This is a genomic window from Marinobacter sp. MIT932201 (assembly GCF_047123295.1).
Lineage (GTDB): Bacteria > Pseudomonadota > Gammaproteobacteria > Pseudomonadales > Oleiphilaceae > Marinobacter > Marinobacter salsuginis.
Window position 1 is genome coordinate 1,090,504 of record NZ_CP138917.1, and the last position, 23,180, is coordinate 1,113,683.

The following is a 23,180-nucleotide window of genomic DNA, read 5'->3' on the forward strand; positions in this document are numbered from 1 at the left end:
GGGTCCCGGCCTCGGCCGAATCCCTATAATGGCATAAGCGTCTGATCTTGCCCAACCTGTCCGCACTTGCCGAAGCGATGGCGGTTTCGGGTGGCAGCTCAGGCCGCTGACCGTTAAAATGTCCAGTAATTGCGCGTATCTGCACCGCTCATCGGCAAAGGGTTGTAAAACCACGAAATGGCACTGGTAACGCTAGGAATCAATCATCGCACGGCCCCCGTTGAATTACGGGAGCGAGTTGCGTTTACGCCTGAGCGTATGGCGGAGGCCTTTGCCGAGCTAAGGGCAACCTCTGGCGCCTCCGAGGCAGCGATCCTGTCCACCTGTAACCGGACCGAGCTATATCTGGCGGGCGATGACGACTGCGCACCCATGGTGTTGCGCTGGATGGCCGGGTTCCACGGCCTGGATGCCGCAGAGCTGGAAGATGCGTTGTATGTGCACCGGGATGGTGATGCCGTCAGGCACATGATGCGCGTGGCCGCTGGCCTGGACTCCATGGTGCTGGGCGAGCCGCAGATTCTCGGGCAGTTGAAGGATGCGTACACCCTGGCCCGGGAGCACGGCGCCAGTGGCTCGTTCCTGTCCCGGCTGTTTGAACACACGTTCTCGGTCGCCAAGCGCGTGCGGACCCAGACTGCTATTGGCGAGAATCCGGTCTCCGTTGCTTATGCAGCGGTGAGCATGGCGCACCATATTTTTGCCGATATGTCCCGTAACAAGGCTCTGCTGATTGGTGCCGGCAAAACCATTGAACTGGTAGCCCGGCATCTTGCAGATGCAGGCGTGAAAGATTTCCTGGTGGCCAATCGTACTCTTGAGCGGGCGCAGGCACTGGCCGAATCCCGTGGCGGCAAGGGGATCGTGTTGTCCGAGATCCCCGAGCACCTGGCGGATGTTGATATCATTATTTCCTCCACCGCCAGTCCACTGCCGATTCTGGGTAAAGGCGCCGTTGAACGGGCACTGAAGAAGCGCAAGCATCGTCCCTATTTTATGGTGGATATTGCCGTGCCCCGGGATATCGAGCCGGAAGTCGCCTCACTGGACGACGTCTATTTATACACGGTTGACGACCTGCGCCAGGTTATTGAAGAAAATATACGATCTCGCGAGGGCGCGGCCCGGGAAGCGGAGAACCTGGTGGCGTCCGGGGTGCAGGATTTCCTGAACCAGTTGCGGGCGCTGGATGCGGTGTCCACCCTCAAACAGTTCCGTCAGCGGGCCGAATTGCTGCGCGATGCCGAGACCGAAAAAGCCCTGCGCGCCCTGCGTAACGGCACAGATCCCGAAACCGTGCTGCGCAGTATGGCGCGCGGCCTCACCAACAAGCTCCTGCATGAACCCTCTGTGCAGGTTCGAAAGGCCACTACAGAAGGTCGCACCGAGGTGACAGAGTGGCTGCGTGAGTTGCACCAGCTGGATGCACTGGACGCGGACACGACGACTACCCCGGAAAAACTATGAAGCCATCGATCCAATCCCGCCTCGAGCAGCTCACCGACCGCTTCGAGGAAGTCAGCGCATTGCTCAGTGACTCTTCCATTATTTCCCAGCAGGACAAGTTCCGGGACCTTTCCCGGGAGTTCGCCGAGATTGAACCCATCGTTCAGTGCTTTCAGGCCTGGCAGCAATCGCTCGATGACATCGAGGCCGCCCGTGAGCTGGCGAAAGATGGCGACGCCGATATGCGGGAAATGGCCGAGGAAGAGCTGCAACTGGCCGAGCAGAAAAGCGAGGAGCTGGATGAAGAGCTCCAGCGCCTGATGCTGCCCAAAGACCCGAATGACGGCAAGAACGTTTTCCTGGAGATCCGTGCAGGCACCGGCGGTGATGAAGCCGCTATCTTTGCCGGCGATCTGTTCAGGATGTACCTGCGCTATGCCGAGCGGCGGCGCTGGCAGGTCGAAGTGCTGAGCGAGAGCGAAGGTGAGCACGGGGGCTACAAGGAGCTGATTGCCCGTGTGGCTGGCGATGGGGTGTACGGTGCCCTGAAGTTCGAGTCCGGGGCCCACCGGGTGCAACGTGTACCGGAAACCGAATCACAGGGGCGTATTCACACCTCCGCCTGTACCGTGGCGGTGATGCCGGAGGCTGATGAAGCCGAAGCCATTGAACTGAACAAGGCAGACCTGCGGGTGGACACCTTCCGTGCGTCCGGTGCCGGCGGTCAGCACGTCAACAAGACTGACTCTGCAATCCGGATAACGCACCTGCCAACGGGCATTGTGGTGGAGTGCCAGGAAGAGCGGTCGCAGCACAAGAACCGGGCGAAAGCTCTGAGCCTGCTGGCCTCGCGTCTGCAGAACGCCGAGACTGAGCGGCAGCAGAAGTCCATGGCCGAAACTCGCAAGAGCCTGGTGGGCAGTGGCGACCGGTCTGAGCGCATCCGCACCTACAATTTTCCCCAGGGGCGGGTCACGGATCACCGTATAAATCTGACCCTATACAAACTCGACGAAGTTATTGCCGGCGATCTGGACGCTGTGGTGGTGCCCTTGCAGCAGGAGCATCAGGCCGAGTTGCTTGCCTCCCTTGCCGATGACCAGTAAATCCTCACTGACCTGCGAAGCCCTTTTGCGAGATGCCTTGGCAAGAATTAACAGTGATTCGCCGAGGCTGGATGCCGAGCTTCTTCTCAGCCACGTAACCGGACTGAGTCGGACCAGTTTCCGGGCCTGGCCTGAGCGGGAGATTCCCAATGCTCACGCCGAGGCCTTTGAAGCGCTTGTGCAAGAGCGGGTGGCTGGCCGGCCCGTGGCACACCTTTTGGGGCAGCAGGAATTCTGGTCGCTGCCGCTGAAAGTCAGTGCCTCAACCCTGATCCCGAGGCCGGATACCGAATGCCTGGTGGAAGCTGCTCTGGGTTTGCCGTTGCCCCGGCGGGCCCGAGTACTGGATCTGGGGACAGGAACCGGTGCCATCGCCCTGGCGCTCGCCAGCGAGCATCCGGAGTGGCAGATCACTGCCTGCGATGCGGTGGCTGAGGCCGTTGAGCTTGCCCTTGAAAACACTGACGCGCTGGGTCTGGAAGTTTCCGTGGTTCAGAGCTTCTGGTTTTCCGAGCTTGAGGCTGGCCGGTTTGATCTGATTGTTTCCAATCCGCCCTATATTCCGGATAGCGATCATCATCTGACGGAAGGTGATGTCAGATTCGAGCCTGCCTCGGCCCTGGTTTCCGGCAGCGATGGCCTGGATGACCTCCGGCTTATTGTTGATCAGGCTCCGGCCTGGCTGGTTGAAGACGGATGGCTTCTCGTTGAGCATGGTTTCGACCAGGCGGAGGCCGTCGCAGGGTTGTTCCATGCCCGCGGGTTTAAAGATGTTGAGAACCACCAGGATTATGGCAACCGGGATCGGATGACGCTTGGGCGATGGAGCTCCGGTGCTGCGGTCCCTGATCCGGCATTAAACAGGGGAGATGCAGATGCTCAGTGACGACGAATTATTGCGCTACAGCCGGCAGATCCTGATGCCACGGTTCGACATTTCCGGCCAGGAAAAGCTGCAGTCTGCCCGGGTTCTGGTGCTGGGTGCGGGTGGCCTGGGATGCCCCGTCGCTCTCTATCTCGGTGCCGCCGGCGTCGGGACGCTGACCCTGGTGGATGATGACAGTATTGAACTGGCCAACCTCCAGCGCCAGATCGGTTTCGAAACCGCGCAGTTGGGGGAGTCAAAGGCGGAAAGCCTCGCCGACCGGATTCGGCGGATCAATCCTCTGGTATCCGTGAATGCCCTGAATCAGCGCCTTGAGGGTGAGGCTCTGGCGCGCATGGTTGCAGAGGCGACCCTGGTGGTCGACTGCACGGATAACTTCAACACCCGCTTCGCTTTGAATCGGGCCTGCGTGGCTGCAAAAGTGCCGCTGGTGTCCGGTGCGGCCATCCGTGGTGAAGGCCAGGTTTCTGTTTACGACAGCCGGCGTGAGGACAGCCCCTGTTATCACTGTCTGTATCCGGAGCAGGGCAATGAGGATCTGACCTGTTCAGAGGCGGGGGTGATTGCGCCGCTGGTGGGAATGATCGGGGCGACCCAGGCCATGGAGGCGATCAAGGTGATTTCCGGGGTGGGGACGCCGTTGATCGGGCGGTTGCTGATTCTGGATGCGTGGGAGATGCAGTGGCGGGAGATGAAGTTGGCTCGGGATCCTTCCTGTCCGGTTTGTTCTGGCTGACTTTGGTGCTGGCGGGCTTGGGAGCTTTCGGGCTGCAGCGCCGGGGATGACCTTCCCAAAACACGCTCCTTGCGGCACATCCCTGTGGCGCTTGGGCTACGCCATCCATGGCTCCGCACAGTTTTGGGAAGGCCATCCCCGGCGCTGCGTCAGAGCCTTGGAGTAGCCCGCCCCGTTGTGTTCCTCAGTTTTTCAATTCCTGAAACTTCGCTATAGCTTCTTTCCTGCTTTCTTTCAGATCAACGATCTGGCGCGGATATCCCTTCGGAATCACGCCCCCTTTCGCCCCCGGATCGTGAATCCGTTTGCGATCCAGTCTCGCTAGCTCTGGTACCCACTCCCGGATGAAATCCCCACCGGGGTCGAATCGCTCGCTCTGGGTAACCGGGTTGAAAACCCGGAAGTAGGGCGCTGCGTCGGTGCCGGTGGAGGCGCTCCATTGCCAGCCGCCGTTATTGGAGGCCAGGAAGCCGTCGATCAGTTTTGACATGAAGTAGGCTTCGCCCAGGCGCCAGTCGATGAAGAGGTTCTTGGTCAGGTACATGGCAGTGACCATGCGCAGGCGGTTGTGCATCCAGCCGGTCTGGTTGAGCTGGCGCATGGCGGCGTCGACGATGGGGACGCCGGTGTTGCCGGTTTTCCAGGCTTCGAACTTGGCGCCCGGGGTGTTCCATTCCAGAGCTTCGGTTTCCGGTTTGAAGGCGCGGTGCATGCTGACCCGGGGGTAGTGATACAGGATGTTGATGTAGAAATCCCGCCAGGCGATTTCGGTGATCCAGGTTCCCAGGTCTTCCTGGTTGCCGCCTGCGCCCTGTGCCTGTCTGCCGGCTATAAGGCACTGCCGGCCTGAGAGAACGCCGTTGGCGAGGTAAGGGGATATCAGGCTGGTGCCGTCGATTGCCGGGAAGTCCCGTTTTTCCTTGTACGAGCCTCCGCGTTCGTCCAGGAAGCGTTCGAGCCGGTCGTGGGCAGCGCTTTCACCGGTTGCCACCAGGGGTTCCGGGGCGTCTTGAAAGGCATCCGGTATGGTGTCTATCTGTTCCGGGCTTACTGCGTTGCCCCTGGCTTGCGGGACCGGGAACAGGCCTGGATGGGTCTCGTCTATCCAGCTGCGCCAGCGTCTGGAGAAGGGCGTAAATACTGAATAGGGTTCGTCCTGTTGGGTGAGGATTTCGCCTACCGGCGCAACCGTCTGGTCCCGGTATTTGCGAACGGCTATTCCGAGCTCGTCAAATCGGTATTTGACGGCTTTGTCGCGTTTGCGTTCGTTGACACCATACTCCTCGTTGAAGTGCAGTGTTGTCACCTTGTGTTCTTCACAATGGCTCTGCAGTTTCCCGATACTGTCGTCGAAGCGGTTGGCGTAGATAAAGGACAGGGGAATGCCGAGCCGGGCCAGTTCTTCGGCCAGGGCATTGGCGTGGGCGATGACAAATTGTACCCGGGCGGGCGACCAGTCGTGTTCCTGCCATTGGTCCGGGGTGAGAATAAAACAGGCTCGCGCTGCTTCGCTGCTCTCGCAGGCGGCGGTGAGGGCCGGGTTGTCGGCAACCCGGAGATCGTTTCGGAACCAGACCAGTTGTGTCATCCGTAATCCATAGTCGTCTGAGGGATTGATATAAGTGTAAATACAGCCCGGTGTTTCAATAAAATCACCAACTTGGATATTCGCCCGCGCTGCCTGATTGGATTATAGTTAAGGCACTTTTACCGCAAATCAGTCGACCGATCTCGAGGGAGTTCTGTGGCAGGAATGGAGAACAATACCGAAGGTCGTCGTGATGGCGTGTGGGCCCAGCCGTATGTTCTGGCTTCCGGCCAGACCCAGTTTCATGAGTTGGGGCATATTCGTTTATGGGTCACCCTGCTGGATCAGGAATGGCAGGTTCGTTCCGAAATGCTGGACCTGGATACGGACCCAGCCAGCTGGACAGAAACCATCGGCCATACTCTGCCATCTGCGTCTGTGCCGCTGCAGCGGTTCATTCGGGAAAACCAGTCATCAACCGTCATGTTCCTGCCGGCTCTTGCCAACCGGCCTACCGTCATTCGGCCATTCCAGCCACTGACTATTCCCGCTGGCGGGCGATGTACAATCTATGTGGGAACCCTGCTCTGGATGAAAGTTTGCGTCGGCGACAATCAAACCGTTCTGACGGAGATCCCGCTGGCGTCGCCGTCCATGACGTGGGTGGGTCGGACTACCATGGAAGGCGAGCTTTGTTATGCCTCGCCCAGTTTTGCCAGATTGGTCCTCGAGGCCGTGCCCAAACGTCCCTGGCGAGCAGTTACCCCGGTCACGCTCATCAACCGTCGGGAAGAGCCCCTGTTGCTGGAGCGGTTCAGTCTGCCAACACCGTTGCTCTCACTGCACCAGAATGAGCGAGGGCAGTTATGGACGCCCGGGGTAACGGTTGAAGTCGAGACCGATATGAATTCCGCCAGTCTGCATGTGGAGTCGTCATTGTTTGCTGCAGCCGGTGTTTGCAAGCATGTGGCGGATGCCCGTGAGAAGGTGGCTCGTGGCCGGTTGGTGCGCGCTTTTGACCGGATGTTTGGCTGAAATGGACCAGAGGGAGTCGACGCTTTGCTCGAAACAATAGAGACAGGTGTGATGAAGGTGTTTACTGATATCGCCTGGGGGCAGTGGATCAGTTCCGCTTTTCTTGTCGTGCTCGGGCTGTTTCTCGGTTCCCTGGCCGCTCGCAGTGTCGGCCGTTTCATGGCCCAGCGCACGTCCCGCCACCATACCGTCATGGTCCGGCGGCTGGTGTTCTATGTCATCGTTCTCTTGTTTTTCGTGGCGGCCCTGCGGGAAGCCGGGTTCTCCCTGGATGTCGTGCTTGGAGCCGCCGGTATCCTGACCGTTGCCATCGGTTTTGCCTCCCAGACCTCCGCGTCGAACATGATCAGCGGTTTGTTTCTGCTGGTGGAAAAACCCTTCGAAATCGGTGACTTCATTGAGGTAGATGCCACCATCGGCGAGGTAGTCGCAATCGATATGCTCAGCGTGAAATTGCGCACTCCAGACAACTTGTACGTTCGGATTCCCAACGAAACCCTGATCAAAACCCGGGTCGTCAATCGTTCCCGGTTTCCAATCCGCCGGCTCGACCTGACCGTGGGAATTGCCTACGCTGAAGATGTAGAACGTGTAGAGAGCCTGCTGCTGGACCTTGCGGAAAAGAACCCGGTATGTCTCGAAGAGCCCAAGCCGTTTACGCTGGTAACAGCGTTTGGCCCCTCCTCCGTGGATTTGCAGTTCTCGTATTGGGTGCCCAAGGAAAAGGTGCTCGAGGGGCGAAGCGGTATGATGGTTGCGATCAAGAAAATCCTGGATCGGGAAGGCATTGAAATTCCGTTCCCGCACACCAGCGTGTATGCGGGTAGCCATTCAGAGCCGTTCCGTGTTCAGCTGTTGGGGCCGGAAAAAATCACTGAAAAGGATCTCCCGGATGTCGACAAAGACAGCTGAAGTTATAAAAACCATCCCGCCGACCCCAGCCGAGAACAAGATGAGTCTTGGTTGGCGTGAATGGGTGGCGTTGCCGGATCTGGATATCAGCCGTATCAAGGCGAAAATTGACACGGGAGCTCGAACTTCCTGCCTCCACACATTCCGGACCGAGCCCTACACAGAAAATGGTGAACGTCGCGTACGCTTCTGGGTGCATCCGGTGCAAAACGATTTGCATCAGGTTGTCGAGTGCGATGCCAAGGTGCTGGACGAGCGGAACGTCTCCGACTCCGGTGGCCACAAGGAAATGCGCCTGGTTATCGAAACCACGCTGCTTATTGGCGGCCAGCAATGGCCCATTGAAATGACGTTGACCAACCGGGATTCCATGCGGTTCCGGATGTTGTTGGGCCGCACTGCCATGTCAGGGCGCTCAGTGATCTATCCCGAAGCTTCCTATCTTGCCGGCGAACCGGCCCTAAGGACTGAAAAATGAAAATTGCGGTACTGTCGCGAAATCGTCACCTCTACTCGACCCGTCGTCTGGTGGAGGAGGGCATCAATCGTGGCCATGAGGTGAAGGTTATCGACTGCCTTCACTGTTCGATGAATATCACCTCAGCCAACCCCCAGATCCACTATCACGAGGAGGTTCTGGAGGATTTTGACGTGGTGATCCCCCGTATCGGTGCATCGGTGACCTTCTACGGCACGGCGGTATTGCGCCAGTTCGAGATGATGGGCGTGTTCCCGGTGAATGAATCTGTGGCCATCAGCCGGTCCCGGGACAAGCTGCGCTCGCTGCAACTGCTGGCCCGGAAGGGTGTGGGTATGCCGATTACCGGTTTCGCGAACAAGCCGGACAACGTTCCAGAGTTGCTACAGATGGTGGGTGGGGCGCCGGTGGTGATCAAGCTGTTGCAAGGCACCCAGGGCATCGGTGTGGTGCTTGCAGAAACCCGCAAGGCTGCAGAAAGTGTGATTGAGGCTTTCATGGGCCTGAAGGCGGATATCCTGGTGCAGGAATTCATCAAGGAAGCCGGTGGCGCTGATATCCGGTGCTTCGTAATTGGCGACAAAGTGATTGCCGCCATGAAACGTCAGGGGGCTGAGGGCGAGTTCAGGTCGAATCTTCACCGGGGCGGCACCGCTTCACTGATTCGAATTACCCCGCAGGAACGCAGTACTGCGATCAAAGCCGCCAAAGCCATGGGGCTGAACGTTGCCGGTGTGGACCTTCTGCGCTCCAGCAGGGGGCCGCTGGTAATGGAGGTGAACTCATCGCCGGGACTGGAAGGTATCGAGAATGCTACCGGCAAGAATGTGGCGGGCATGATCATCAACTGGACCGAGAAAAATCAGAAGCCCTGGAAAACGGGCACCAAGGGCGGGAGAGGCTGACCGATGGCCCGAGCGCCCTTTGAAATTGCCGGCACCGAGATTAAGGCAGGCACCCGTCAAACCGTGGAAGTGCCGGTGGCTAAGCTCTATACCCACACTCCCCTACATATTCCGGTGGAAGTGGTGCACGGGCGCCGGAACGGTCCGGTACTGATGGTGTGCGGCGCAATTCATGGCGATGAGATCAATGGCGTCGAAATCGTCCGCCGGGTGCTCACCAATTCGGCACTGAGGCATCTTCGCGGTACCCTGGTGGCGGTGCCAATCGTCAATATTTTTGGCTTTGTGCAACGCACCCGCTACCTCCCCGACCGGAGGGATCTGAACCGCTGTTTCCCTGGCAGCGAGACAGGGTCTCTGGGCGGGCGCATTGCCTATCTGCTGCGCACCCAGATCATGGAGCGGGTAACCCACATCATCGACTTGCACACCGGAGCGATCCACCGGTTCAACCTGCCACAAATTCGTGCCGAGCTGAAGAACTCGGAAACTGTACGGATGGCCGAGGCTTTTGGTGCACCGATCATTATCAATTCCGGGCTGCGCGAGGGCAGTCTTCGTGCGTACGCCGATTCACAGGATATTCCGGTGATCACCTTTGAGGGGGGCGAGGCGCTGCGCTTTGATGATGTCGTGATTGGCAGCGGTGTGAAAGGCGTGATCCGGGTTATGCGTGAGCTGGAAATGATTCCGGCGAAAAAAGGGCCCAGGGCACCGAGAAAACGGTCTGAAACCGCTGCCAACTCCCAATGGGTGCGGGCAGATATCGACGGCATCATGCGGCCGGTTGCCCGGTTGGGCCAGAAGGTGCGCAAAGGCCAGAGGCTGGCGATGGTGGCGGACCCCTTCGGCGAATCAGAAACTGCAGTGGTGTCGCCCTGCTCGGGTATCGTCATCTGCGTCAACAACCTGCCACTGGTGAACGAGGGCGAGGCCATTTATCACGTTGCCCGGTTTGACGAGCTGAGCGAGGCGGAAAAGGCCATGGATTATTTTCGTAGCAGCTACGAAGGCGATGTCGGTGATGACGTGGTTCCGGTGCACCCCTGGGATGATCGCCAGAAATAGAAAGGAGGGTCACCATGATCTGGGATCAGTCGTTGATCGAATTGGCGCCTCTGCCCAGGGGCTTTCATCTGGTAACCAATGAAATCGTGGCCCAGGCGCCGGATATGACCAACTGCGAGGTTGGGCTACTGCACCTTTTCATCCAGCACACGTCGGCCTCCCTGGCGGTGAATGAAAATGCGGACCCGGATGTACGAGGCGATCTGGAGCGCCATTTCAATGTCATGGTTCCGGAGAATGCGCCGCATTATGAGCATGTGATGGAAGGGCCGGACGTACGGGTTATATAGACACGAACTATCGTACCGGGTTATGTGGCGGAGTGTGGACATAATCACTGTCGCCCCAACAGCTCTTTCACCGGGACATCAAACATCTCTTCACTCAGGCGATTTACTAGATTCTCATCGTCCAGATACTTAGCCAGCTTGGTCGCGACACTCACCGGATGCCTTTTCAGCTCTTCAGCCATCTGCCTTACCGTGCAAGAATACTCAATCATGTCATATAGAAGGTTCTCGTCCTCTTGGCTCCAAGTCTTCCCGAAATTCCTGGGCAGCTGAAGCTCCTCGGTGATGTACCGATGATAAAATTCTTTTAGTTCCCCCATGAAAATTTCTGATGCTGTACCGTCTTGGGACACGTGCTGGTATCGACCAGAGCGCGGCCATAGGTGCCATCGACGATTGCTGTAGCTCACCAAGTACTTGTGTTTGCTTAACTTCTTATGCGTAACCCCAGGATAAAGGAGTATGGCGTCCAGCTGGGTTTGCTTTCTATCGTTCCACATTAGTCTGCCCGTCATTACTTTAGATTCCCTGATTCTATCGCAAAAATACCAAATTGAGCGATATATCCCGTGGTGATATATGCAGTGTTTGGTGATAGTTCTGTATTTTGAGCAGAACAATTATGAAAGATTCACGGTTAGTCGCGTTTGGGCAGCAGGTTCGAAAAATCAGGAAAGAGAAAGGCCTTTCGCAAGAGGCGTTAGCAGATTTGGCTGATATAGATAGAAGTTACATGGGGCATATTGAGCGCGGTGATCAGAATGTCACGCTTACTAAAATCTATCAGATTGCAGATGCTTTGAATATTCCAATAAACCAGTTATTTATTGTTTGATATAAAGATGTTAGTTTTATGATATTGTTCATTTTAGTTTTCTTTGTTTTTTTAATTATTAATTATAGATTATTGTTAGGTGCGTCTGCCTGCGGGGAGTGGTAATGTCTGAAACGGGAAATATAGAAAAGCTTGCGAAATTAATATCAAAAGATATTTTTAAATGGTTCAAGTGGAACACTTGCTTGCCGAAAGATGAAGATTGGAGTTGTGAGTCAGATCATCATAGTAAAAAAACACATCCTTCAGATGTTGTATTTTACTACGATGATCCTTATTCCGGAAATACCAAATACTTAAATACGGATTTGAAGAGTTATGCTGCTGGAAGTATAACTAAAGGTAGTCTAACGAAGGCGCTTAAAAGCCTTGCTATGTCGGTCGAATGTGCAAACATCAGTGAGAGTTGGCAAAAAAAGTTTCTTATAGATGATGTGGGTTTTGGTGATGTTTCGGGTCTCCTTTTTATTTATAATCACGATGGTTTTTACGATAAGGATTTTAAGACGGAAGTTAAAAAAATAAATTTGGACGAAGTTCGTGTCGCGGATGATAATGAGTTGATGGTTGTGGGGCCGGATTTGATTAGGCTGTTATATGATGTCGTAAGTGATATGAAGATGTTAAAAGCGGATGAGCTATTTCCGTCTTATAATGATTATACATTTTTTTATCCGGATTTGATTAGAGCCCGTAGATGTGGAGACGAGTGGGGTAAACCGGCAACAATTGAAGCCTTAACCTCACCTTGGTTAATAATAAAACACCGGTCAGGTGATAACTTTGAAAGTGGGTTTGTAGTTTATTATCACGAAAGTGGTGAAGGTGTTGATGAATTTATTTACTTGATCGATGCAATGTCTCATTATCAAATGTTTAGCGGTGACTATTCAATAAGAGTTCGTTTAACAAACGCTGCTTCAGATGCTGGTATTAATTTTGAGAAAGCTAAACATGAGTACCTTAAAATGTGGGGTAATGATGAGGCTCGGAAAAAGCAGATGGACAGGTTGGATGTCGAACATATTACCAATTTTACTAAGAGCTTCAATCCCATGGAGATAGGAATGCGAGACGATGTCTAAAGTTAACTCCGGGCCATCGATATATATACCTACTGATAAAAATATCTTCGATGCTCTTCAGCATAAGAAAGTGACTCAAGGCGAACTCGTTTCTTTTCTAAGTAGAAGAGGGATTCTAGTTTCAAGGAATATTTCAAAACAGCAGTTGACAGAAAAAATTTGTGCAATGACATTGAGTTATTCTGATTTTAACTGGGTGGCAAAGCTATTAGAAAATCCGAATCGTAAAGACAAGACGACACACTCTAAGTTGAAAGGCGATGTTGAATATAGTCAAATCTCTAGTGCTTGTGCAACGGTTAAAGCAAATCTTACGGCATCTAGTGATGACTCCGTTAAGTTGACGAAAAATGGCGATAAGACAACGCTAACAATTACTTATGTTGATCACGATTTCACGAAAACCGAACTTCGACAACGTACTGTTAAAACCTGTGAGATTCAGATAGAGCAGGCGGATGATGGAGTGGTCATGAAACTTCCATCTACAAGAAAGGCAAAGGAAGTATCCGAACAGTTGAAATCTATAATGAAAGCACAAGTGATTGAGGCTGGTGGTGCTGAGCTTGAGGAATGTTCAATTTCTTTAGAAGCACTATGTGACGCAACGATTAGGAGTCAGTTTTTTGATCACTTGATTAGAAGTGTTCCTGGTTTTGAATTTGATAATGTTTCTAGTGTAGACGTTTATCATTTTGAAAAAGAACAACGTGATGAGTTTGAAGAGGATGATGAGTCGGATGCTAGATTGGCATCATATATAAATAAGGCAGCACTTGCCGGTGAAGGTGTCTTGGACTCAACGGAGTTTAAGCAACTTCACAAGCAAGGGTTTTATATTTATAAAATAATATGGACTGCTGTGGAAGATTCTTTTGAAGGGCCAAAGGTAGAGTTTGAAGCTCAGTTCGGAAAACCAGATTCGTGTACAGATTTTAAGTATACGGTTAGAGGAGTTTATCAATATAATAGCCGAACTGCGGAGCATAATGTAACACGGAGAGCTACGACGCTATATGAGAATGAAGAGTATAACTTGAAAATAAAGGATGCGTCCGAGAAAGCTTTAGAAATAGTCATAGGGAAATTCGGAGCGTGAAATATGATTAAGGCAAAGTGGTTGTATTCTGAACTTCCTATTTCGCTAGCTCAGCTTTCAAATGCAATGAAAGATCATCAATATACTGAAAGTTCTGGCTTCGGATTTTTGCTTACAAATTCTTCCCCATCAAAATTAGTGGGTAAGTATATAGAGAAGTTGGTTCGGAAGACTTTGGTCGAAGACCCTTTCGGACATACTTCTGAAATCGAAGTTATCAGTTACTATGTCTGTCAGTTTAATTGGAGTTCTAAGTCTAATTATATGTATATATCTGAGCCTCCGCGATCTTTGAGGAAGTTCTCCAGTAAATTGCATGACTTGACTGGCTTGGGCTTGGTTTTGTCCGAAGTTAATGTTGCTCCTGATCAATGGATCGAGTTAATTGAGAGCAATGCAGATTATTTAAAAATTCTAAAGATATCTTCTTATGGTATCCGTGTGTCTCAAAACTCGACGGCCAAAATATCGGTTGCGGGGGGGAGTGATGTAAGAGATGAGTTTTCGGAGTTGGTCTCGAGTAGACGTTATTTGGTTGACAGTGTTAAGTTCGAGGCGGGGTTTTCAAACTTGATTGTAAATGGTGAGCTGACTAAGACAGGAGTTTGTCGATTAAAGTCAGCTAATGCTGGATTTATTTTAGAGAAACTGCGTGATGCATTAGAAAGTAGTTCGCGACATATATTTTATTGAAAACTATTTTTATAAAATGGTTATATTGTTAATGATTTGTTTCTAGTAGAGTAAGTTGGGCAAAGCTGATTTGGTTATTTTATATATTTTAAATTAAGAGGCTTGCCATTTTGTCCAAATTTTCTTTGGTCTTTTCCCATTTAGGCATTACTTGGTTCATCAGCCGATAAAATCGTTCACTATGATTGTGTTCGGCGATGTGGCAAAGCTCGTGCAGAATGACGTAATCAATGCAGTCTCGCGGTGCTTTGACGAGATGCGGATTTAAAGTGATGTGACCATTTGGCGAGCAGCTACCCCATTGGGTTTTCATGTTCAAAATGCGCAGTGGTGGTCGCTCTTTAACCCATAGCGCTTGCTCCAGCATGGCATCGAGTCGTTTGGCGAAAGTTTCCTTTGCGCGCACTTTGTACCATTCAGTCAGGAGCTCTTTTACTTTCGCTGCGCTCTTGAATCGTACTGACACTTCCAACCTTCCTCTGAGCAGCTTCACACCTTGTGGTTTTTCAGGTGCTTCAATCACTTTCAGCAAATACTGTTTGCCCAGATAGTAATGGCTTTCGCCACTGATGTACTTGCGGGGAGTGGTGTGCTCAAGCTGTTTACGAAAATCACGCAGTTGCTCGTAAATCCAACGGCCACGCTTTTTGACAGCACACAGCACGGCTTCACTGTCTGCATCCTCTGGGGCCGACACCACTACTCGGCAATCCGGGTAAACCTTAATCAATACTTTGTTAGTTGTTTGTGGGCGTTTAACGCGCTCAAAAGCGATGTGTTCGTCGCCATAGCGAAAGCTCATAGGTTGGCTTTTGGGCTTAATCGGTACATTCATGTTATTTAGATACCACTCAAACCAACGCGTGTGATTTGCACAATCATCTCTACAATCTTCTTGGCCTGATCCATACCGCCACCAATGGCTTTGCATTCCTGGAACATGCGTGGCAGTAGCTTTTTACGAATGTCGGCTTCGATGTTCTGTGGATTGATAGAGTTTTCCGCGACAGAGGTTTCTACCGCCTGGTCAATTTCAAAGGCAACTTTGATCCATTTATCCTGAACTTGCTGGTCGAGCACAGCTAAGGCTTCCGGCAATACCTTTTTGAAAACACCGAAATAGGCCTGAGCATGGCGATTACCGGCAAATGCATCAGGTATGTCGTTTAAGCGCCTGTCTTGAACTTGCTCTTCAAATTCACGGAACAGCATGTACTGTTTCAGTGGATGGTCGAATAGCTTTTCGGCCTCTTCAATGGCCTGGCGCAATAGCTTGGAGAACGCTTCCTGAGCGTAAGGGTCATCCCGCAGCTCTTGCTCAATCATACGTGTCACACGGGTTTTGATAATGTCGGTTTCGTTGCGGGTTTTATCTTCGCTCCAGTCTTCTGGCTGTTGCTTTTGTCCCATCTTGCCCACTTCATAAGCGCCACCGGGTTCTTTAACCTCTACGCCTACCACATGCTTATCAAGCAGTTTTTTCACTTGTTCGGCGTATTCGTCGTAATTAATCCTCTCACCGGCATCTTGCTGCACCAGTTGGCGCAGGCTGGAGAATTGCTTAACCGTTTCTTTGTAGTGGCGACGATCCTCGTCGCTAAAACTCTTGTCTTCAAAGAAGGTGGCGGATTGCAGCGCTACCTTCAAGCAGCTGGCGAAGGCTGTCAGGGCTTCGTAGAAGTCTTCACGTACCTTGAGGTGTGCGTCAACCAGCTCACCATCTCTCTCTTCAATCTTTGGTACCAGTACCTGACGCAATTGCTCAATGTCGTTCTTGTTTTTCACGCCATCGAATATCGCCCATAGCTGCTTATACAGCTGTGGCAGGCGCTTGTACTCGGTACTCATCTGGTTGTAGAGGCCGGCAATATCATTGATGTCGTAACCGCCCTGAGTGCGGGAGGCCAGATCCTGATATTTCTGGATGGTGGTATCCAGCTCAGCCAGAATGCCGCGATAGTCGATGAGCAGACCAAACTTTTTCTTCGGGTGTAGTCGGTTTACCCGTGCAATCGCTTGGATCAGGTTGTGCTCTTTCAGGGGCTTGTCGATATAGAGCACGGCGTTTTTCGGCTCATCAAAGCCGGTGAGTAACTTATCAACTACGATGAGTATCTTCAGTGAATCATCTTTGTCGAAGCGTTCTATCAGGTGTTTGGTGTAAGCTTGTTCATCTTGGCTGCCAATATTGTCTTTCCACCACTGGGTCACTTCCGGTGTGGTGGCTTCATCGACAGCGGTATTGCCTTCACGGCTATCAGGCGGGCTCATCACAACGGCAGATTCAAACAAGCCTGCTTCGTCCAGATACTTTTTGTACTTGATCGCAGAGGCCTTACTGTCGCAGGCTAACTGGCCTTTCAAACCTTCGTCGATGTTCTTTACGAAATGGTTGGCAATATCCAGGGCAATCAAACGAATGCGGTCATCCGCACCGTATACCTGGCCTTTTTTGGCAAACTTGCGCTTTAGGTCGGCCTTTTGCTCGTCTGAAAGCCCTTCGGTAATACGCTCAAACCAACTGTCGATGGCACGTTCATTCACATCTAGGTCGGGAATGCGCTCTTCATATAGCAGAGGTGTAACAGTCTGGTCTTCCACCGCGCGTTGCATGGTGTAAGCATGCACAATGGGGCCAAACTTATTGGTGGTCTTGTCGTCTTTTAACAGTGGTGTGCCGGTGAAGGCGACAAAGGCAGCATTCGGCAGCGCCTGCTTCATACGGATGTGGCTTTCACCGCCCTGGCTGCGGTGGCCTTCGTCAATCAGCACAATAATGTCAGAGCTGTTGTTTACACACTCTGGCATTTTGGTAGCGGTATTAAACTTCTGGATCAGTGAGAAGATGATCCGCTCTGTGCCTTTACCAATCTGTTCAGCCAGGCGTTTACCAGAGGTGGCCATTGCTGCTTCTTTGTCTTTTTTACCGGCCAGTTCACCGCCCGAGGCAAAGGTTTTGCTCAGCTGGGTTTCCAGGTCTACCCGGTCAGTCACCACCACAATACGGCATTGCTTCAGGCTTTCGTGCAAGATCAGCGCCTTACTTAAAAACACCATAGTGAATGACTTACCCGAACCTGTGGTATGCCAAATCACACCGCCTTCACGGCCACCAGTGCTACTTCGGGTATTGATGCGCTCAATCAGTCGCTTAATACCAAACACCTGCTGATAACGGGCGACAATTCTGCCAGCCTTTTTATCGAACAAGGTGAAGTAACGGGTCATCTCCAACAACCGGGCAGGAGTTAACAAGCTGATCAGCAGTTGATCTTGCCCAGTCACAGCAAGCTCCCCCGGAGCGGTCAGGCTCTGGTACCAATCCAGGTCTTTTGCCGGACGGTGGCTGAATAAGCCTGCTAACTGCTCATTTTTGAGCGTTTTGTTTTTGATGGCGTACATCTCGGCATCGGAGATGTCTTCTTCACGCCAGGCGGCCCAAAACTTAGCGGGTGTGCCACAGGTACCATAGCGGCCTTCGTTGCCGTTTATGGATAACAACATTTGGCTATAGGCGAACAATAACGGAATTTCATCATGGCGCTGATTACGCAGGCTTTGCGAAATGCCTTCGTCAATGGTGGGGCCTTTCTTGGCATTGCCATCGGGGCGCTTGGCCTCAATCACAACCAGGGGAATACCGTTCACAAAGCAGACAATGTCGGGTCTGCGGCTTTCTACGCCGCCCGAGCGGGTAACGGTAAACTCTTCAGTGAATACAAAGCTGTTATTGGCCGGGTTTTGCCAATCAATCAGAGCAACCGTCGGGCTGGCCTTTTTGCCATCAACAAACTCAGTGACGGAGATGCCGTACAGCAGGTGGTTGTAGAGGCGCTCATTAGCAGTTAGCAAGCCTTCGTTAAGCGCCGGGCTGCACACCTCGGCAATCAGGTTGTCGATAGCCTTTTCAGACAGCTGGTAGCTCTTACCGGCAAAGGTAAAGCTGCGCTTTTGCAGTTCACCACGCAGCACCTGGCGCAAAACCACTTCATCGGCTTTACCGCCACGGGCAGCTAACGCGAGTTCAGGAGAGAGGAACGACCACCCGAGGTTGGTCATCAACGTCAGCGCCGGTAATTTGGCACTGTATTCTTCCTGAAATTTGGGTGTGTATTGTGTCATTCGTTATCTCTCTTCAACCCCTGATACCCGAGGTGCAGCTTCGGGTTATGGCTTAGATGCTGTACAAATAAGGGTGGTGATGTCGGAAATGGAACAAGCTAAGCCGATGATAATCACGAGAATCGTTAGCCATAACGACAAAGGAATCTTGTCACGGAAAAAACTGAACTTGAGTTGCTCGTTTACCCATTCAATTTGGTGTTCCCAATAGAACTTATAGTGTGCATACCAGTTGCTAAACAAAATTTGTTTGCTGATACATGCCGGATAATAACGATTCTCAATTTCTGAAAGCTCTTTCTGTAATTCTGAAAAGTCACTTTCTTCGTCAATATTTTTAACCTTGAGGTAAAGTGCTTTCAGCTCGTTATACAGCTTGGTAAGAGCTACACCTGACTGCTCATAGGATGATTTCTTATGGTCATACAGGCTGATGTAGAGGCCAACAACACCCAATACGATAAAAATCGCTGAGATTAATTCCGTTGATAGCCCTTTTACTGCAAGTGCTAAAATGCCGAAGGCCATCGATGAAAAACTAATCAAACCAGGTGCCTTTTCAATAATGTCGTAGGTAGCAAAGTGTTTCTTAGCCCCAAAGCCCACATCGTAGCCTTTTTCAGCAATGCTTTTTAAAAGATCAGACTTGTTCATGTTATTTCTCTACTGAATAGGGACATCAATGGATGCGCGGGCCACGACAATGCCATCTTGGATTGCATAGCACTCAACAAAGTGTTCGCCTTGGAATGTTGTAGATTCGTTTTTCGTTCTGTAGCCGTCGTCGTTGACAATTTGACCTCGAATTTGGTCTTTTCTCTGAGCTACAGTGCCACGATTGAGGACTTTCCATTTTAGAGTGAAGACTCCTGGCACATCACACTCCGTAACTCTGAACAGGAGCTTTTTATTGGCAAGAAGAGGGATCTTTTTCATCAACATAAACCCAAGTGAATTCTCCCTAAAACCGTTTTGAGATACATCGCAGTCCAAACTGATGTTGTATCGAATATCAACTGGATATTGATCTTCGATGAATTCTTCAGTGTTTCGCCAAGACGCCGATGCTTTCTCTACAGACTCTTCCACAGCTTTTGCCGACGGGAAAGGTCGTCCATAAACCTTCTTCCACTTGTCATTTTGATTGCTGCTTCCTTCTGCCTTTATCGCATTCAGGCAAAGTTCATAGGCTTCCTTGGCCTTCTTTTGAAACTTTTTCTTAACCTTTACGTTTTGGTTGCTACCAGGGGCTTTATAGTGATCTTGATCTGGTAATTCGGACAGGTACTTGAAAAAATCACGACTCAACCAGTCAAAGTAGATATAGCCTTTATCGTCATATTCACTGGTTGATTTTAAAAAGTTAAAGGCAAGTGTATCTATCAATAGCCCACCCATTACTACGCCATGTTTGTTTCGCCAGGCTCTGGCCATTTTACACAGCAGTCGTAAATTCTTGTTTTTCTGATCATTAAGGTCTTTTACGGCTTTCATCTCTTGACGCGGTTTGGTGACCTTCCAACTACCACCATTGTAGGTGTCAGGGTATTGGAAATAGCTTTCACCATCATCGCCAGTCTCTTCAAAAACCGGTTGAACTTCGACATGGAAGTTCTGATATGTCACCGTTACAACTAGGCGATCAACCCGAACATCTGTTTTGGGGTATCTAGCCTTAATGGCGTCCTTAACGTCAGTTAGAAGTTGAGATTGTTTACCATTCTTGTAGGTATCCCACTTAGATTTAGGCATGATATACAGCATATCGAGGTCTGAAATTCCCTTGATACCTGTGTACCTACCATAAGAACCAACTTGTAACGTATTGGCAGTAGTTGATTCTGAATCACGAAATTTTTGATTCAGGCTTTTCGTAATCTCACCATAACGAAGCGAAACCTGATCTGCGTTATCAACCTTCAGGTTGTTGAGAAAATCCTTGAATATATCCGCTACTGACATTACGACCTCACTTCTTATCTGTTGGTGGGTGAGGGTCATTCCCATAGCTATTACCAGCTCGGATTTTTCCGTCAGTACCGTGAATCTTGGTGTCCGATTGCTGATTACGAGCGATCTCTTCAGCGATTTCGATGGCTTCTTTTTGTGTCTTGGTGACCTTGGTCGCTTTTGAGTTGCCAGCGCCTTTTACAGCCCACCCACCTGGATGTTTCACTACGTGTTGATTCTTACCTTTTGCCATTACGCAACCTCCTTATTATCAATTTTTACCCGTCGCTTACCCGTCAGTAACTGCTGCATCAGGGAAATTTTCTCTTGCTTTAGCGCTTCAAGCTTTTGTTGCAGAGCGTTTATCAACTCATCGCTACTATTGAGAACTTTGGCGATTTCGATTTGTTCCTCGTAGTGTGGGCAATAAATACACAAACCTGAAACATCCGATGAGTTTATTGCTGGGTAGTTGGTACCGACTACAAGTGCATTGATTTGACCTGTTATGTGAGAGCCGAATAAATAGTGGTAAACGTAGTCGCCACAAGTACCTTTTTTGGGAGTCAGGACAGCGAATCCCGTAGACGCAATACAATGTTCGTGTTGCTCTCTTACTTTCGCAAATCCTTGAAGGTTTGGTCGAACGGTTGCTAGCAAAATATCCCCAGGTGAAACTATCCTTCTTGCTCGACTAGGAGATGTTTTGAATATGTGTCTTTCGAGGGCACCAAGGATTGTCCCCGTTCCGACGTCAGAAAGGGATATATAATCGAATTCCAAGTTTGGATCAGTTTTCGATCCCAAGCTCTTTCGATCAATTTCTAGCAAATCTGAAAAGTGGTAACGTTTGAATTCTCCATTAAATCTAACCCCATTCTTATCCAACAGGCGTTTCTTTCCAGTGAGCAGCTGCTGCATCAGGGCTTTTTTCTGCTCCTGGCTATTCGCGAGCAGTTGTTCGGTGGTGGTGATGGCCTTATCCCAGGTAGAGAGGATTTTGGCGATTTTTCTTTGTTCCTTGATGTCGGGAATTGTGACTGGAATTCGAGCAAAATCATTAAAATACAAACGCAGACGGTCTTTCGTCAGGCCATACGAGTAGGCCCAAAATAGGTAAATCATTCGAGGAGTTTTGAACAAGTACTCGGCATAGAGCGAATCTATTTTTGCAGTTGGTCTGAGTACAACATAAGCTGGACTGACCAACCCATTAACGCTGGCTCTCCCCAAAGCTCCTTGCCAAACACGCATCATGTTGTAAGCAATATCTCCGCTTTGGACTAGCAAATGCTCGCTAGCTTCCAGATTTGTTTCCGTTCTTCTATCCAGTTGATCTCTTACAATCAATCCATTGTTCAAAGTAACTGACAGAAGGGGAAGGCCTGCTTCACCTTTTTTTCTGCTGGATTTAAAGAGTTCACCCAGATGAGTGCTTGGATTACTGGCCATAACCCAACTCCTCCAGATACTTGGCCATCTCAATTTCAAGCTCGGTCAGTTGCGCCTTAAGCTGCTCACGTTCGGCGCGTACCGCCATCAGGTCAATTTCTTCCTCTTCTTCAAAGGTATCGACATAACGCGGGATGTTCAGGTTGTAATCGTTCTCTTTGATTTCATCGGCGCTGGCGACATAGGCGTATTTGTCAACGCTTTCACCTGCCTTGTAGGTAGCGACGATCTTGGCGATATTCTCTTCTGTCAGCAGGTTCTGGTTCTTACCGGCTTTGAAGTCACGACTGGCGTCGATAAACATCACGTTGTCGTCGCTCTTGTTTTTCTTAAAGAGCAGGATTGCCGCCGGAATGCCGGTGCCGTAAAACAGCTTTTCTGGTAAGCCGATCACGGCATCGAGCAGGTTTTCGTCAATCAGTTGCTGTCGAATTTTGCCCTCAGACGAGCCACGGAATAACACGCCGTGTGGCACTACCACGCCCATGCGGCCGCTTTTGGGTTTGAGGGTTTCGATCATGTGCAGGATAAAGGCGTAGTCACCTTTGGTTTTTGGCGGTACGCCACGGCGGAAGCGGCTGAACTTGTCGTGCTCGGCTTCGTCGTGGCCCCATTTATCCAGGCTGAACGGTGGGTTGGCTGTCACAATATCGAACAGCATCAGATCGCCGTTTTTATCGAGCAGCTTGGGGTTGCGGATAGTATCGCCCCATTCAATTTTGTGGTTGTCTTCGCCGTGCAGGAACATATTCATTTTGGCCAGCGACCAGGTGGAGCCAATGGCTTCCTGGCCATACAGGGCGTATTGCTTGCTGCCGTGATTCGCTACGACCTTGCGACCGCACTTCATCAGCAGCGAGCCAGAGCCACAAGCCGGGTCACAGATGCTGTCACCCGGTTGTGGGTCTAACAGCTCGGCGATGAGATCCGAAACTTCTGGCGGAGTATAAAACTCACCGGCTTTCTGGCCACCGCTGGCCGCGAAGTTTTTAATCAGGTATTCGTAGGCGTTACCGATCACATCCAAGGTGCCAACACGGCTGGGTTTGAGATTAAGTTCGGGCTTGGCGAAGTCTTCCAGCAGGTGGCGCAGAATGGTGTTCTTTTGCTTCTCTTCACCCAGTTTGTCGGTGTTGAACGAAATGTCCTGGAACACGCTTTTACCGGCGTCTTTTAGTTTGGTGCCGTTGGCTTCTTCAATGGCGTGCAGCGCCTGGTCGATGCGCTCACCATTACCGGGTTCGTGACGGCGTTCGTACAGGGCGTAGAAGCTAGCCGCTTTGGGCAGTACAAAGCGCTCGTTTTTCATCATCTCTTCGATGAGTTCCGGCTCGTTGCCGTACTCGGCCTTGTAGCCATCGTAGTGATCCTGCCATACATCGGAGATGTACTTGAGGAACAGCATGGTGAGGATGAAGTCTTTGTAAGTATCGGCGCTGATGGTGCCACGGAAGGTATCGCAGGCGTTCCACAGCGCTTTGTTGATGCTGTCTTGGTTAATCTTGTCGTTCATCCATTGCTTCCTTTTATGTGGGGCCAATCAATGGCTGGCCC

22 protein-coding genes and 1 pseudogene are annotated in these 23,180 nt (G+C 51.2%); 14 read left to right on the forward strand and 9 right to left on the reverse strand.

Annotated elements, in window-relative coordinates:
• The first annotated feature begins 177 nt into the window (after positions 1-177).
• The 4 genes from hemA to SIC15_RS04995 are packed head-to-tail and all read left to right on the forward strand — an operon-like array spanning position 178 to position 4,174.
• Positions 178-1,467, forward strand: coding sequence for a glutamyl-tRNA reductase (gene hemA, locus SIC15_RS04980; RefSeq protein WP_153634555.1), 1,290 nt, complete (start codon positions 178-180; stop codon positions 1,465-1,467).
• The gene (gene prfA / locus SIC15_RS04985) at positions 1,464-2,552 is read left to right on the forward strand and encodes a peptide chain release factor 1 (protein WP_069184058.1); all 1,089 of its coding nucleotides are present in this window, start codon (positions 1,464-1,466) and stop codon (positions 2,550-2,552) included. Before hemA ends, prfA begins: the two co-directional genes overlap by 4 nt.
• On the forward strand, positions 2,542-3,438 hold the full coding sequence (gene prmC, locus SIC15_RS04990) for a peptide chain release factor N(5)-glutamine methyltransferase (RefSeq protein ID WP_412537183.1): 897 nt from the start codon (positions 2,542-2,544) through the stop codon (positions 3,436-3,438). Before prfA ends, prmC begins: the two co-directional genes overlap by 11 nt.
• Positions 3,428-4,174, forward strand: coding sequence for a molybdopterin-synthase adenylyltransferase MoeB (locus SIC15_RS04995; protein ID WP_412537184.1), 747 nt, complete (start codon positions 3,428-3,430; stop codon positions 4,172-4,174). The genes prmC and SIC15_RS04995 overlap by 11 nt, the downstream gene beginning before the upstream one ends.
• A gap of 184 nt (positions 4,175-4,358) precedes the next feature.
• Here the strand turns inward: SIC15_RS04995 and phrB are convergent, their stop codons facing one another.
• Positions 4,359-5,762, reverse strand: a complete 1,404-nt coding sequence (gene phrB / locus SIC15_RS05000; protein WP_412537185.1) for a deoxyribodipyrimidine photo-lyase — start codon at positions 5,760-5,762, stop codon at positions 4,359-4,361.
• Between the two features lie 165 nt (positions 5,763-5,927).
• Here phrB and SIC15_RS05005 point away from each other — a divergent pair, with 165 nt between their 5' ends.
• The 6 genes and pseudogenes from SIC15_RS05005 to SIC15_RS05030 form a co-directional block, all read left to right on the forward strand.
• Positions 5,928-6,737 (forward strand): hypothetical protein, encoded by an 810-nt coding sequence (locus SIC15_RS05005; protein WP_412537589.1) that lies wholly within the window; start codon positions 5,928-5,930, stop codon positions 6,735-6,737.
• Positions 6,738-6,788: 51 nt separating this feature from the next.
• Entirely contained in the window at positions 6,789-7,649 is an 861-nt protein-coding gene (locus SIC15_RS05010) for a mechanosensitive ion channel family protein (protein ID WP_412537590.1), read from the forward strand.
• Entirely contained in the window at positions 7,630-8,127 is a 498-nt protein-coding gene (locus SIC15_RS05015; protein WP_069184063.1) for an ATP-dependent zinc protease, read from the forward strand. The genes SIC15_RS05010 and SIC15_RS05015 overlap by 20 nt, the downstream gene beginning before the upstream one ends.
• Complete coding sequence (gene rimK, locus SIC15_RS05020) at positions 8,124-9,032, forward strand: 30S ribosomal protein S6--L-glutamate ligase (protein ID WP_069184064.1); 909 nt, start codon at positions 8,124-8,126, stop codon at positions 9,030-9,032. Before SIC15_RS05015 ends, rimK begins: the two co-directional genes overlap by 4 nt.
• A gap of 3 nt (positions 9,033-9,035) precedes the next feature.
• Positions 9,036-10,100, forward strand: a complete 1,065-nt coding sequence (locus SIC15_RS05025; RefSeq protein ID WP_069184065.1) for a succinylglutamate desuccinylase/aspartoacylase family protein — start codon at positions 9,036-9,038, stop codon at positions 10,098-10,100.
• 14 nt (positions 10,101-10,114) lie between these two features.
• Positions 10,115-10,375: pseudogene (locus SIC15_RS05030) on the forward strand (YjbQ family protein); the annotation flags it as partial.
• 59 nt (positions 10,376-10,434) lie between these two features.
• On the opposite strand, the gene SIC15_RS05035 reads toward SIC15_RS05030, so the two are convergent.
• Complete coding sequence (locus tag SIC15_RS05035) at positions 10,435-10,905, reverse strand: hypothetical protein (RefSeq protein WP_412537186.1); 471 nt, start codon at positions 10,903-10,905, stop codon at positions 10,435-10,437.
• Positions 10,906-11,012: 107 nt separating this feature from the next.
• Between SIC15_RS05035 and SIC15_RS05040 the strand changes: the two genes are divergently transcribed.
• The 4 genes from SIC15_RS05040 to SIC15_RS05055 all read left to right on the forward strand — a co-directional run bounded on the left by SIC15_RS05040 (position 11,013) and on the right by SIC15_RS05055 (position 14,102).
• Positions 11,013-11,225 (forward strand): helix-turn-helix domain-containing protein, encoded by a 213-nt coding sequence (locus SIC15_RS05040; RefSeq protein WP_412537187.1) that lies wholly within the window; start codon positions 11,013-11,015, stop codon positions 11,223-11,225.
• A gap of 104 nt (positions 11,226-11,329) precedes the next feature.
• Positions 11,330-12,310: a hypothetical protein gene (locus SIC15_RS05045; protein WP_412537188.1), complete on the forward strand. Its 981-nt coding sequence runs from the start codon at positions 11,330-11,332 to the stop codon at positions 12,308-12,310.
• Positions 12,303-13,409, forward strand: a complete 1,107-nt coding sequence (locus SIC15_RS05050; protein WP_412537189.1) for a hypothetical protein — start codon at positions 12,303-12,305, stop codon at positions 13,407-13,409. The genes SIC15_RS05045 and SIC15_RS05050 overlap by 8 nt, the downstream gene beginning before the upstream one ends.
• 3 nt (positions 13,410-13,412) lie before the next feature.
• Positions 13,413-14,102 (forward strand): hypothetical protein, encoded by a 690-nt coding sequence (locus tag SIC15_RS05055; RefSeq protein WP_412537190.1) that lies wholly within the window; start codon positions 13,413-13,415, stop codon positions 14,100-14,102.
• Between the two features lie 88 nt (positions 14,103-14,190).
• Here SIC15_RS05055 and SIC15_RS05060 read toward each other — a convergent pair whose 3' ends face one another.
• From SIC15_RS05060 to SIC15_RS05090, 7 genes are read right to left on the reverse strand one after another with little or no spacing between them, the layout of a single operon-like run.
• Positions 14,191-14,937, reverse strand: a complete 747-nt coding sequence (locus SIC15_RS05060; protein WP_412537191.1) for a M48 family metallopeptidase — start codon at positions 14,935-14,937, stop codon at positions 14,191-14,193.
• A 5-nt stretch (positions 14,938-14,942) separates the two neighbouring features.
• A complete protein-coding gene (locus tag SIC15_RS05065; RefSeq protein WP_412537192.1) occupies positions 14,943-18,224 on the reverse strand; it encodes a type I restriction endonuclease subunit R in 3,282 nt (1,093 codons plus the stop codon).
• 45 nt (positions 18,225-18,269) lie between these two features.
• The gene (locus SIC15_RS05070) at positions 18,270-18,878 is read right to left on the reverse strand and encodes an SLATT domain-containing protein (protein ID WP_412537193.1); all 609 of its coding nucleotides are present in this window, start codon (positions 18,876-18,878) and stop codon (positions 18,270-18,272) included.
• Positions 18,879-18,887: 9 nt separating this feature from the next.
• Complete coding sequence (locus SIC15_RS05075; protein WP_412537194.1) at positions 18,888-20,186, reverse strand: SMODS domain-containing nucleotidyltransferase; 1,299 nt, start codon at positions 20,184-20,186, stop codon at positions 18,888-18,890.
• Positions 20,187-20,193: 7 nt separating this feature from the next.
• Positions 20,194-20,427 carry a DUF2188 domain-containing protein gene (locus SIC15_RS05080; RefSeq protein ID WP_412537195.1) on the reverse strand — a complete coding sequence of 78 codons (234 nt, stop codon included), beginning with the start codon at positions 20,425-20,427 and terminating at the stop codon, positions 20,194-20,196.
• A complete protein-coding gene (locus SIC15_RS05085) occupies positions 20,427-21,626 on the reverse strand; it encodes a restriction endonuclease subunit S (RefSeq protein ID WP_412537196.1) in 1,200 nt (399 codons plus the stop codon). The genes SIC15_RS05080 and SIC15_RS05085 overlap by 1 nt, the downstream gene beginning before the upstream one ends.
• Positions 21,616-23,139, reverse strand: a complete 1,524-nt coding sequence (locus tag SIC15_RS05090; protein ID WP_412537197.1) for a type I restriction-modification system subunit M — start codon at positions 23,137-23,139, stop codon at positions 21,616-21,618. Before SIC15_RS05090 ends, SIC15_RS05085 begins: the two co-directional genes overlap by 11 nt.
• Positions 23,140-23,180: the final 41 nt, after the last annotated feature.